At 70.4% G+C, this 13,369-nt stretch carries 4 protein-coding genes; all 4 read right to left on the bottom strand.

Annotation, left to right across the window (positions count from 1 at the left end):
- Positions 1-59: 59 nt before the first annotated feature.
- A complete protein-coding gene (locus AB0F29_RS10235; protein WP_361869630.1) occupies positions 60-887 on the bottom strand; it encodes a phosphate ABC transporter substrate-binding protein in 828 nt (275 codons plus the stop codon).
- Positions 888-1,584: 697 nt separating this feature from the next.
- A complete protein-coding gene (locus AB0F29_RS10230) occupies positions 1,585-8,838 on the bottom strand; it encodes a MupA/Atu3671 family FMN-dependent luciferase-like monooxygenase (RefSeq protein ID WP_361869627.1) in 7,254 nt (2,417 codons plus the stop codon).
- Positions 8,835-12,110: a beta-ketoacyl synthase N-terminal-like domain-containing protein gene (locus AB0F29_RS10225; RefSeq protein WP_361869625.1), complete on the bottom strand. Its 3,276-nt coding sequence runs from the start codon at positions 12,108-12,110 to the stop codon at positions 8,835-8,837. Before AB0F29_RS10225 ends, AB0F29_RS10230 begins: the two co-directional genes overlap by 4 nt.
- The gene (locus AB0F29_RS10220; RefSeq protein ID WP_361869622.1) at positions 12,110-13,366 is read right to left on the bottom strand and encodes an MFS transporter; all 1,257 of its coding nucleotides are present in this window, start codon (positions 13,364-13,366) and stop codon (positions 12,110-12,112) included. Before AB0F29_RS10220 ends, AB0F29_RS10225 begins: the two co-directional genes overlap by 1 nt.
- Positions 13,367-13,369 lie beyond the last annotated feature (3 nt).

The raw sequence follows: 13,369 nt of genomic DNA, 5'->3' as shown, positions 1-13,369 counted from the left end.
GGACGCGGCTCAGCCCCGGGTTCTGCAGCCGGTCGCCTCTCCTCTGTGATCGCCACCGATCACTTCCCGATCTGCTGGAGCGACAGGTATCCGTGAGGCTCCAGGAGAGACTGCCCCTTGTCGGAGAGCAGGTAGTCGATGAACTTCTCGGCATCCCCCGTCGGCTCGCCGTTCGTGATCAGGTACAACGGCCTGTTCATCGGGTACTTCCCCGAGGCGATGTTCTCCGGGCTGGCTTCGATGCCGTCCAGCGTCACGACGGCGAGCTTGTTCCGCCCCTCGACGAAGCCGGTGGACAGGGGGCCGACCGCCCCGGGGGTGGACTCCAGCTTGTTGCGGGTCTCCAGGTTGCCGCCGACGATCGCGAAGTTGTCCGAGTCCGGCGGCGGCGGGGCCTTCTCGTCCCCGTACACATACTTGTCGAGGACCTCGCGCGTACCGCGCCCGGGCTCCTTGTCATAGACGAAGACATCGAGCTTCGGACCACCGAGTTCGGACCAGTTGGTGATCTTGCCCTCGAAGAGGCCCCGCACCTGATCGGCCGTGAGGTTCTTGACCCCGCCGTCGGCGACCGGCTTCGTGACGATGACTCCGACAGCGTCGGACCCGATCTGCGTGGTGACGAAGTCGGTCTCGGGGTGGGCGGTCCGGTCCTCTTCGGCGACCGGCTTCGAGCTGAGCGCGATGTCGATCTGCCCTGCCGCGAGTTGGGAGATGCCGCCGGCGGATCCTCCCTGGGTGGCGATGGTGATGTTCATACCCTGCGCCTTGAGAGCCTCCGCCGCGTCGGCGGCGACCGGCGCGACGGTCGTCGAGCCGCTCGCCCTCAGCCCGCTCCCACCGGCACCCGACTCGCCGTCGGCGCAGGCCGTGGCCAGGCCGGCCATCAGCACTCCCGACGCGAGGTACACGAGAGCGCGCCGCCGCCCGGCGAACTCCCCGCGCGCGGCCGCCCCTTGTCCCTCATCGATCGAATGTGAACGTGCTGTACGTGACATGCGATTCCCCCCAGAGCAGCGCACCTGATTTGAGGGGAGTCTAAGCAGGTGACGGGATGCCGGGAAGGATCACCAACTACCCCCAAGTGTAACGCTGTTCACGCTCCGTTCGCTTGCGGTTCACCTTGCATCCTGGTAAGCGCAGTAGCGGACGTCTTCGGTCCGGTACACCACGGCGGAAACCCCGGCGAACGCGGCAGCACGGCCCTCGGAATCCTCCGGAGGAATCACGAAAGCCCAAACCGCGCCGGGATTCTTCCGGAGGGATCGCACGGATCGCCCAAGACGTGACTGCGCCCGGCAATCCGTGAAAGTCACTGCGACAAGCACAGCGGAAGGGTGCCGGAAGCAGAGGCAACCGAAGTCCCCGAACGATGCGCGCACCTGGTCAGCCGACCCTTCTCCGGATGGACGGAGCATCGCCGAGAAATCAGGAGCCCTGCGGGCCCGCTCCCGCATCATGGACCGGACGGAACTCGTATCGGCCCCAAAAGGGCGTCACGGAAATTCGCCCCTGGAATCCCGGGCCGGTCCGGTTCTGCCATCGGCATACCGGCCCGTCCGAACGCCCTTTCAGGTGCGGATGTCACCCCGCCTTGTCGGTGAGGGGCTCCTCCGATCCCTCCCGCAACAGCCTCACGTAGTCGCGCGACCACGCCTCGACCGTCGCCGCGTCCCACAGGTCTGCCGAGTACTCCACCGCTCCCTCCAGAACGTCGCCGGCCGGGGACAGCACCATGATGAACTCCGACCGGGAGGCGGAGGGCGCGATCTCCGCCACCGTGGTGGTGAGTCCCGGTATGTCGATCCCGGTGTCCAGCGAACTCTCGTAGGCAAGGCCGATGGCCAGGCCGTCCGGTATGCGGATGCCCTTGCGCTGCCGCATCGCCGGGGCCACCCGGCGTGGTGGCATGGCATGTTCCATGCCCAGGACGGCCGTGCGCGTGACCCGGTCCGTCAGCTCGGCGAAGGAGCCGGAGCGCGCGTCGCGGACCCGCAGGGCGAACCCCGTGGCCGTGCAGCCCACCAGGGACTCGAACTCACGGCTTTCCCGGCCTGCGTAGGAAATGTTCATCACCACGTCGTCCTGTTCGGCCTTCGTCGTCAGCAGTCGGCCGAGCGCGGCCGCCGCCACCACGAAGGGTGTGGTCGAGCGCCGGGCTGCCAGCCGTTCCACAGCGGCCCGAACCTCGGCGGGTACCGTGAATCGGATGACTCCGCCCCGGCCGCTCAGCGCGTCCGGCCTCGGCCGGTCCAGGGGCAGGTCCAGAACGAAGGGAGCGTCGGACAGCTCTTCGAGCCAGTAGTCGGTACGGCGCCGGTCGGTCGTCTCCTGGTGGGCGGCCTGCCAATGCGCGTACTCCACCTGCTGGGGTGGAGCGGGCGGCAGACCGTGCCCGGCTCCGGTGGCAGCCGTACGGTAGAGGGCGGCGAGTTCCTTCAGCAGAGTGGTCAGGGCCCACCCGTCGCACGTGCAGTGGTGCGCCACGAACAGCAACACCCATGCCTCGGCACCGGTGCGCACCAGACGGGCGGAGAGGACGTCTCCCGTGAAGGGGTCGAGGGAGGTCTCCGTCGCCTGCTCGGTGAGCCGGCGCAGCTGTTCCTGCCGTTCCGGTTCCCCTTGCGGGGTGAGGTCCTCGACGGGCAGGTCGAGCGGCCGGTACTGGAGCACCTCCTGTCGCCAGGTGCCGGAGCTCTCGCGTACCAGCCGTGTCCGCAGGGACTCGTGACGCCGCACCAGGTTCTCCAGTGCCTCGTGCAGGGCTCCGGGTTCCAGCCGGCCGGAGAAGGTGATGCTCAGAGCCACATTGAAGACCTGCGGCCTGGCGTGGCGGGAGTGCAGGGTGGCGAAGCGGGTCTGCTGTTCGGTGGCCGGACCACGGCGGACCACCCGCCCCGACCGGCCCTCGTCCACGAACTCCGTCAGGGCGCGGAGCGTGGGCCGCTGGTACAGGCGTGTCAACGGGTACTCGACGCCCCACATCTCCCGGATCCGGTTGACCAGCCTCATCGCGGTCAGGGAATGCCCGCCCAGGTCGAAGAGGGAGGCATCCGGGTCGACGTCCGCAACGGTGAGGTCGAGCTCTGCCGCCCAGAGGTCACGCAGCCCCTTCTCCACAGAGGTGAGGTCAACGGCCACGGGCCACGGGCCTTCGGGCTGGTGAACCTCTTCGATGGCCGCCGGGGCGAGGGGAGCGGTCGGCGGGAGCAGCGTCCGGTCGAGCTTGCCGCTGCTGTTCAACGGCAGCCGGGCCAGAGTGCGCCAGGTGCGCGGCACCATGTACTCCGGCAGACGGCGGCTCAGCTCGCGGGCCCATCGATCCGTACGGAGCCCTTGTTCCGCCGTATCTCCCAAGTCCGGCTCGGTGGGCACCACATAAGCGGCGAGAACCGCTTCGCCGTTGGTCCGGCGCCGGCTGATGACTGCCGCCTGCCGGACGCCGTCGAGGCGGCCCAGCACCTGCGCCACTTCCTCCGGCTCCACCCGGAATCCGCGGATCTTCACCTGGTCGTCGGTACGGCCCACGAACACCAGCCGTCCGTCCGCCGTCCACCGGACCAGGTCACCCGTGCGGTAACGGCGGGCATCCTCTCCGTCCTCCCGACAGGTCGCGAACCTCTCCTCGGTGAGATCCGGCCGGTGCAGATAGCCCTCGGCCATGCCGGGACCGCCGACCAGGAGTTCCCCCACCGCACCGATGGGGACCGGCTTGTCCGAGGTGTCCACGACACGCACGGTCACGTTCTCGACGGGACGGCCGATCGGGATGGTGTCCGCCCCATCGTCCGTGACGGCGTCGTCGGCCGGTGGCAGGACCGTGTCGACGACACACAGCACGGTCGCCTCCGTCGGACCGTAGACGTTCAACGTCTCGTAGGTCGCCTCGGGCCTCGGGCGGCTCCGGAGCATCTCGCCGCCTACCAGCAGATGACGCAGCGGAGGCTGATCGGCCGCGGGCAACCGGAGCACCTCCTCCCCCAGGGCCGTCGGCATGATGCTGAAGGTGATGTCCCGGTCGGCGAACCACCGGGCCAGGGCGAGCGGATCACGGCGGATCTCGTCGTCGGCCACCACCAGTGTGCCGCCCGCCGTCAGGACCGGCCAGATCTCCATGAGGGAGGCGTCGAAGCTCTGGCTGCACACGACGGCGCCGCGGAATGCGCCGGTCGGCCCGAAGCGCGCGTGGTGCCACTGGCAGAGATCCACGACGGAACGGTGGGTGAGCACGGCCCCCTTCGGCGTGCCGGTGCTGCCCGAGGTGTAGATGACGGCGAACGGGGACGAGACGCCGCTGCCAGGTGTCGGACGAGTGCCGCGTCCGGTGTCTCCGGTCGGTACGGCGTCCGGTCCGACGACCCCCACCGACGCGGGCAGTCGCAGCTCCCGACCCTCGTCCGGAGCGCTGATCACCAGCCGGGCGCCGCTCTCGGCGATGACCTGAGAGGCGCGGACGGCGCCGAGCGACGGGTCGAGCGGCACATAGGCGCAGCCGCTCCGCACGACGGCGAGCAGGGCGGTGACGAACTCGGCACCGCGGGGCAGCCAGACCGCGATCACGGGTGCCCGGCCCTCGCCCGCCCCGAGCTCGGTGAGCGCGGCCGCGAGCCGTTCGGCTCCCTCGTCCAGCTCCCGGTACGTCAACGCGACGTCTCCGCACACCACAGCGGTCCGGCCAGGGTGCTCGGCCGCCTGCCGGGCCACCCAGTCGTGGACGGTGGTGTCGAGCACCGGACGCAGGGGGCCTCTGCCCCAGCTCTCCGGGACCTCGTCGCCCTCGGCGGGTACCCGTGCGATCAGGGAAAGCGGCGTGCCCGGCCGTTCGACGGCGGCGGTGAGCAGGTCGCGGAAGACCGTGAAGAACCGGTCGACGCTGACCTGGTCGAACAGCTGCGCGTTGTACTCCAGATGGCAGCGGATGCCCTCCGGCCGATCGGTGAAGTACACCGTCAGGTCGGTCAGCGCCTTGTCGGGGCCCGCGTCCAGGGCCACTGCCTCGACACCGGGGAGGTCGAGACGGAACGGCTCGTCCGACTGGAACTCGGTGAGCACCTGGAATACCGGCGTGCGGTCCGTCCCGCGTGGTGGAGCCAGGGCGCGCACCACCTCGTCGAACGGCGTGGCCGCGTGGTCGTAGGCGTCGAGGGCCGCGGCACGCACCCGGTCCAACAGGGTGGTGAATCCGGGGTCGTCGGTGAGGTCGACCCGCAGAGCCACGGTGTTGACGAAGAAGCCGATCAGCTCCTCGGCCCGTCGGGGCCGGTCGGAGACGGGGACGCCGATGACGATGTCCTCCTGCCCCGTGGCCCGTTGCAGCATGGCCGCCCAGCCGGTCACCAGGGTCATGAACAGCGTGGCGCGGTGACCGCGGCTCAGCTGTCTGAGCCGGTCGCTCAGGGCTGGATCGAGGGAGCGGAAGACCGCGCGGCCCTCGGAGGTCATCTCGGCCGGACGGGGCCGGTCGGTGGGCAGGTCGAGGACCGGGAGGTCACCGCCGAGCACGCTCCGCCAGTACGCCACGTCCCGCTCGGCACGCGGGCCGTCCGCCGCGGCGCGCTGCTCGCGCGCGTGCTCGGCATAGCTCCAGTTCAGTTCGGGCAGAGCGGCCTCCGTGCCGTCGAGCTCCGAGCGGTAGAAGGCGGAGAGGTCCCGGCACAGGACGGTCGCCGAGGCCGCGTCGACCACGATGTGGTGGAAGGACAGGACCAGGACGTGCTCGTCGTCGGCGATCCGGACGATCCGGGTGACGAACAACGGTCCGTTCTCCAGGTCGAAGCGGCGGGTGCTCTCCTGTGCCAGTGCTTCGCGCACCGCACTCTCGGCCCCGAGGGTGCCGTCCACCACGGCGAAGCCGGGCTCGGAGGAGTCCCGTACCAGCTGGACCGCCGAGTCGCCGGCTGCCCTGAAGACGGTGCGCAGCCCTTCGTGGCGGGCGACGAGCCGTCGTAAGGCGTTGCGCAGCGCCTCGGTGTCGAGGGAGCCGCGCAGACGGATCGCCTTCACCTCGTTGTAGGCGGTGCGCCCGGGGAGCAGGCGTTCCAGGAACCAGATGCGCTCCTGGCCCGGTGAGAGGGGCGCTCCCGGCGCGGAGAAGGGTTGCCGATCCCTGTGCCGGCGGCGGAGGGCGTCCAGCCGGGGCAGACCGGCGCGCAGCTGGTCCGCGCCGATGCCGAAGTCGACCAGTGCGACGATCTCGTCCGCGCCCGCGTCGGCCACCGCGTCGGCCACGGGCAGGACGGAGTCCACATCGCCGATCAGGGCACGCTGGTCGCAGTACCGGCCGTAGGCCCGCCGGAAGACCACGTCCAGGTCGTCCTCGCTGAGCGACTTCATGTCGGTGGTGACACCGAGGCTGTTGGTGACGCCGCTGAACAGGGAAAGGGAGGCACGCATGTAGCGGGCCATCGGCTCGAAGGCATCGGTGCGGGCGGTGTCGTGGTCCTCGCCGAGGTAGGTGTGCAGCAGGACGGCGACCCGCCCGGCGTCCGGGTCGAGGCCGTGGCGTGCCCGGGCCCGGCGGTAGCGGGCGATGTTTTCCCGGAGTTGGCCGATGTCCTGGGTCATCAGGTTGGTCACGATGCCGAGGTCGTGCTCGGCGGCCCGTTCGTACGATTCCGGGTTGGCCACAACCGCGGTGTAGAGCGGCGGCATCGCCTGTACGGGGCGGGGGTGGAGCCGGATCTCGCGCTCGCCGTCCCCGGTGGTCCGGCGCAGTGCCTCACCCCGCCAGAGACTCCGTACCTCTTCCAGGCCGTCGTACATCTCCTGTCTGTGCCGCCCGAAGCGCTCGGGGAAGAAGACGAAGTCGTCGGCGTTCCAGCCGCTCGCCACGCCGAGACCGATGCGCCCGCCGGAGAGGTTGTCGGCCATGGACCACTCCTCCGCCACCCGGATCGGGTCGTGGAGGGGCATGACGACCGACCCGGCATTGAGGCGGATGCGCCGGGTCTCCCGGGCCAGGGCCGCCGCCAGGACGGCGGGGTTGGGGAAGAGGCCGCCGAACGAGTTGAAGTGCCGCTCGGGCATCCACAGCGCCTCGAACCCGTGCCGGTCGGCGAACCGGGCCGCTTCCATGAGCAGTTCGTAGCGGCCCTCCTGCGGTCCGGGCCCGTCCTGCGGGTAGTCACCGAAGAAGTAGAGGCTGAAGTCCGCGCGTCGTGCCGGTGTGAGCGCCGTGGAGGCGGGAGCCGACGCCTGCGTAGAGGCGGGAGCCGACGCCTGCGCGGGGGCGGGAGCCGACGCCTGCGTGGGAGCGGGAGCCGACGCCTGCGTAGGAGCGGGCCGGCTGTGGCCGGGCCGCCGGGACGGGCCCGGGGCCGGGCGGAAGAACCCGGCCTGCCGCAGCTCCCTCAGCGACCCCCGTACGGCCTCGGCCACATGCTCGATGTCACCGTCGGTGTGCGCCGTGGAGAGGAAGAAGTTGCGCCACTCCCATACGTGCACGCCGCGCAACATAAGGTGGTGGTAGAGGAGTTCCATGTCGGCGCGGTGCTCGAAGCGGAACTGGGACCCGAACCAGCCCACCCGGACGGGGAATTCCTCGGCCTCGAAGAACTCGTTGAGTCCGGTGGCCAGTTGGGTCGTCCGGTCGTTGAGCCGTTCCTGCAGGCGAGGGCTGTGCTCCTGGAGGTGGGTGAGTACGGCGTGGGCCGCCGTCATCGACACGGGGTGCTGCAGGTAGGTGCCCCCGAAGAAGGTGGTGTCGGCGGTGGGGCCGCTGTCGTCCCCGTAGCTCCAGTAGCCGCCGTCGATCCCGTCCATGATGTCGGAGCGGCCCGCGACGGCGCCGATGGGGAATCCGCCGCCGAGGAGCTTGCCGTAGGTGGCGAGGTCCGGGGTGACACCGTAGAGATCCTGCGCCCCACGGAGGGCCGGGCGGAACCCCGTCAGCATCTCGTCGAACATCAGCACGATGCCGTGACGTGTCGTCAGCTCTCTCAGTCTGCGGATGAATTCGACCGGCTGGAGCGAGGGGTGCCTGCTCTGCACCGGCTCGACGATGACCAGGGCGATCCGTTGCGCGTCCCGTTCGATCGCATGCAGAGCCGCCTCGCTGCCGTACTCGCAGACCGTCAGCTCGGAGACGGCGCTGCGGGGGATGCCCCGGGAGACGGGCACGGTCTCCCCCTGTCCGGCCTGCCGGCCCAGGACCTGGTCGGCGTGGCCGTGGTAGGAGCCCTGGAAGGTGACGATCCGGTCGCGGCCGGTGGCGGCACGGGCGAGACGGATCGCCGCGGCGTTGGCCTCGGTACCCGAGTTGGCGAACGCCACCCGTTCCATGCCGGTCAGTACGCACAACAGCTCGGCTGCTTGTCCCGTCTCGACGCTGCGGGGGCCGAGCCGGATGCCTCGGGAGAGGTGTTCACGTACGGCCTCCCGGACGAAGTCCGGCTCGTGGCCGAAGAGGAGCACACCGAAGCCCATGGTGATGTCGGTGTAGCTGTTGCCGTCGATGTCCTCGATCCGTGCTCCCTCGGCGCGACGGGCCGCCACCGGATACAGCATCTCCTTGGTCGTCCTGCGGAACCCGACGACCGCCCTGCTGTCCGCGAGCCTGCGCCGGTGGCGCTGGGCGAGCCGTCTGGAGGCCGCTGTCCGTGCCGTGTACCGGCGTACGAGGTCGTCGAGATGCTCCTGCTGGGAGTGGGGGGAGGTGGCGTCCACCATGCCGGCATCGGGGGCGACCTCGACCCGCGGCCCGTGCACCCGAGGCTGTCCCGTCCCGCGGCCGGTCGCAGCTTGCCGGGCGTTCATCCGCTCGGTGATGCGGTCGGCGAGTCCGGCCATCGCGGTCAGGTCCCGGTCGAGGGAGGCCGTTATCTCCTGCTGCTCGTTCACCGGACCACCCGGTCGTCGGCCGTGGGTGCCGCGGGGGCACCGGTCTGCAGGGCGAGCAGCTGGGAGAGCTGGGTGAGCATCTGGAGCTGGATCCGGGACAGCTCCTGGACCCGCTTGGCCAGCTCCATGTACTCCTGGCGGGTGACGAAGCCGGTGTCCTGCGGGGGCAGGTCAGGGGCCGGACCTGCCGGCCACCGGGGTGCCGGGGCCGACGGCCGGGCGGCCGCGGGTTCCACCGCGTGGGGTTCCGGGGCGGGCACCGGCGCGTTGGCGTGCCGCGGGAAGGTCCCGTGCTCACGGGGCAGCCGACCCGCGACGAGCTCGGCGAGCAGCCGAGGGGTTCCCGTCTCGTCGAACAGCTCTCGCATCGTGACTTTGACCCGGTGTTCCTGCTCTATCTCCCGCAGCACATTGATCATGAGGAGCGAGTCCCCACCGAGGTCGAAGAACGGGGTGTCGGCCGAAATCGAGGTCAGATCCTCGCCGAAGGCCCGGGACAGCACCCCGAGGATGCCCTCCAGGAGGTACCTGGTCTCCATAGTCTCTGCCGTCACAGTGCGTTCCTCTCTTGCCGGGGACAGGGGTTCGGGGGGCCTGGGAGGGTCCCCGACCCAGTAGGGGCGGTGCTGGAAGCGATATCCGGGCAGCGGGACACGCCGCCCTGCGGTGCCTGCCAGGAATGTCTCCCAGCGGACATCCGCTCCCGCGCAGTGCAGTGCCGCGGCCGCACCGAAGAGCGCTGTGAGTCCGGTGCCGTGATGCAGCGAAGGGAGAGCCCGCACCGTCGGCAGGGAGCGGCGGGCCAGACCGCTGAGCGTGGTGTGCGAGCCGATCTCCAGGAGCACGTCGGGCCGTTCGCCGGCGACGGAACGCAGCGCCGCGTCGTAGCGGACGGGCTCACGGGCATGGCGCACGAAGTGGTCCGGGGCGGGCGTCCAGCCGGGTTCGTGGGTCCGGCCGTCGAGCGAGCTGATGAAGCGGGTCCGTACGGGCGTGAGGGCGGTCCTCGCCAGGACGTCCCCGAGCGCGTCGAGCATCGGTTCCATGGCGGCGGTGTGGAAGGCGCGGTCCACCGGAAGGCGTTCGTACGGGATGCCCCGGTCGTCGAGCACGGCGCACACCTGGTTCACCACCGCGTCGGGACCGGCCAGGACCTGGGAGTACTGTCCGTTGGCCACGGCCGGCTCCAGGCCGGGGTGCGAGGCGGCCAGCTCCGCCGCGGCCTCCCGCTCCAGTGCCACGGCCACCATGGCGCCCGGTTTACAGTGGTCCCGCATCAGCCGGCCCCGGATCGTGATGAGTTCGAGGCCGTCGGCCAGCGACAGGGCCCCGGCAGCGAAGAGCGCGGCGTACTCTCCGACGCTGTGGCCCGTCACGGCCCAGGGGCGGACGTCCGCCTCGTCCCAGAGCCGAACCAGGGCGCACTGCAGGGCGAAGAGCGCCGGCTGCGCCGTCGCTGTCGGCCAGACGGCCCCGGGGGCGTCGGCCTCCTCGGTGAGGAGGCGCGGCAGTATCGATTCGCCGGTGCGGCGGCGGTGCTGTGCCTCGCAGGCGTCGAGCACCTCACGTACGACAGGAAACCGTTCGTACAGGTCCGCCGCCGCTCCGGGACGCAGGGACCCCTGGCCGGTGAACTGGAACACCACCCTGGTGACCGCGTCGCGCGGTGGGACGAGGCCGCCGGGGGAAGTCGGCGGATCGGAGCGGGAGAGCCAGGTGTCGAGGGCATCCGCCAGCCGGGCCGGTGTACTTCCCCGGACCGCGATGCGGTGGCGGCCGTGCGAGCGCCCGAGGGCGGCGGTCGTGACGAGATCCGCCAGGGGCAGAGCGGTCCGTCTGCGGAGCACATCGCGCAGGGACCGTACGTTGTCGGCCAGGGCTTCTCCGCTCGTCGCGGAGACCAGGAGCACGTCGGGCGGGGCTGTGACGGCGGTGCGCGGGGCGGGCTCGGGGGCTTCCTCCAGGACGAGGTGGACGTTGGTACCGCCGATGCCGAGCGACGTGACACCTGCCCGCCGGGGGGTGCCGGTATCGGGCCACGGCCGCAGGGAGCGGGGAACGTAGAACGGACCGGTCTCCAGTTCGAGCAGCGGATTGGGCTCGGAGAAGCCGGCGATCGGCGGAATCACCCCGTGCTTGAGCACCAGCAGCGCTTTGACGAGACCGGCCAGGCCGGACGCCACGTCGAGATGGCCGATGTTGCTCTTGACGGCCCCGAGGGCGCAGTATCCGGTGCGGTCCGTGTCCTGGCGGTATGCCGCCCGCGCTCCTTCCAGCTCGATGGGGTCGCCCTTGAGGGTCCCCGTGCCGTGGGTCTCCAGATACCCGATGGTGTCCGCGCTGACGCCCGCGTGGTCCAGGGCCCGGCGTACGGCGTTCTGCTGGCCTCGCGCGCTGGGAGCCGCGTACGTCTTCTTGCCGGAACCGTCGTTGCCCACACCCCAGCCCCGGATGACACCGTGGACGGTGTCTCCGTCCGCGAGCGCGCGGGACAGCCGTTTGAGTACGACGGCCAGGACACCGGTGCCTCCGACGGTGCCGTTCGCCGCCGCGTCGAACGCCCGCAGATCGCCGGTCCTGGAGAGGATCGACCCCTTCACGTGGTGGTAGCCGAGGACTTGCGGGACGTGGAGGGCACCGGCGCCCACCAGTGCGATATCGCATTCGTCGAGCAGCAGGGAGCTGGCGGCGAGTTGCACACCCACCAGCGAACTGGAGCAGGCCGTCTGCACATTGACGGCGGGGCCGGTGAGGCCGAGTCGGTAGGCGACCCGGGTCGCGTTGAAGTCGGCGGAGTTGCCGATCATCACCTGCATGCCGGCCAGCCAATCGCCGATGTCCTCGTTCGGCAGCACGTTGTTGAGCAGGTAGGACTGCATGTTGTACAGGTGGTAGCCGGTGCTGGCGTAGACCCCGATCCGCTTTCCGTCCCGCTCGTCGGGGTAGCCGGCGTTCTCCAGCGCGTGCTGCGCGCACTCCAGGAACAGACGGTGCTGGGGGTCGGTGAGACGTGCCTCGCGGGCGCTCATCCCGAAGTGCCGGGCGTCGAAACCGGAGATGTCGTCCAGGACGGCCGACGTTCCGATGAAGTCGTCGCGCCGGTACAGCTCCTCTGACACGCCCGCGGCCTTCAGCTCCTCCCGGCTGAACCGGGTGAAGCGCCGCTCTCCGTTGCGGATGACGCGCCACAGGTCTTCCGGCGTGTCTGCGCCGGGGAGCCGGAAGGCCATCCCGATCACGGCGAGGCGCGGGTCGGGTCCGCCGGTACCCATCAGCCTCGCTCCTCGCGTAAGACGCCACCGCCGGGTGGTCGTACCCGGGCGTCCGGCTCGGCGGAGGGGCGGCGCAGTACGAGGTACGCCAGCAGGGCGAGGCATCCGGCCATGGCGAGGCCGTGCAGGGAGGCGACCACCTGGAGCGGGGAGTAGGAGTCCAGGAGGAAACCGCTGACCAGCATGCCCAGCCCGAACCCGGCGTTCTCGATCGAGGCCGAGAGCCCGAAGATCCGTCCCTGCTCCGCGTCGGGGACCGTCTGGAGGCGTGACACGTAGACGACTTCGGTGAGGCCGTCCGCCGCCCCGGCGGCGAGTGCCGTCGCGAGGGTCAGCCCGGTCGGCAGACCGGTGAACACGACGATGAACGCCGCCGACATGACACAGGCGCCGATCGCGAAGGCCCGCTCCCCCGGAGTGCGGCCGCTCCGGTGGGTGTACCGCGCCAGGACCTGCTGGGCGAGGATCGTGCCGACCGCCCAGGTCGCCCAGAACTGGCTGATGAAGGTGGCCGGGTGCTCGGGGTCGAGGATGCTGGAGTAGACGGGCAGCGCGACGTTGTGTGAGGAGGAGCCCAGGCCGTCCACGGCCCGCAGGGCGATCATCGCCATCAGGACCGGCGCCGTGGCCCACAGCAGCCTGAGGGACCGCCGTCCGGCTCCCTCCTCGCTCTCCTCGGTGTCCGCGTCCTTCCCCGCCGAAGCCCTCGTGCGGATCGGCAGCAGCATGAGGATGGTGGCGGACGCCAGGAAGGTGCACGCGTCCAGCAGGAAGGCCGCCGTGTAGCCCAGTTGTGCCACCACGACACCCGCCGAGGAGAATCCGGCAATCATCGCCAGCGAACGGCCCGTCACCAGAAGGCCGTTGGCCTGGGCCCGGCGCTCGGGCCCCACGATCTCCGGAATGCTGCTCCGCAGGGCCACTTGGGAGAGCGTGGAACAGAATCCGGTGACCACGGCGAGGCCGTACAGCACCGGAAGCCGGTCGGTTTCCGGTGCCAGGAGCAGGGCCAGCAGCGCCACGGCCTGACCGAGGTCCGCAGCGATGATCAGGCGCTTCCGATCGTAAGCCGATACCAGACGCCCGCTCACGAAGCCCGACGCCACACTCGTCCCCAGCCGTACGGCCATGAAGAGCCCGGCGGCCAGGGCGCTGCCGGTGACGTCGTAGACAAAAACGTTCAGCGCCACCATGTTCAGGTAACTGCCGTACGCAGACAGACCGTTACCCACCACGAGCAGCCGGAAGTGCTTCATTCA

This window comes from Streptomyces sp. NPDC026589, assembly GCF_040638385.1.
GTDB lineage: Bacteria > Actinomycetota > Actinomycetes > Streptomycetales > Streptomycetaceae > Streptomyces.
Note: the sequence above shows the minus strand (reverse complement) of the source record. Positions and strands in the feature narration are given on the sequence as shown.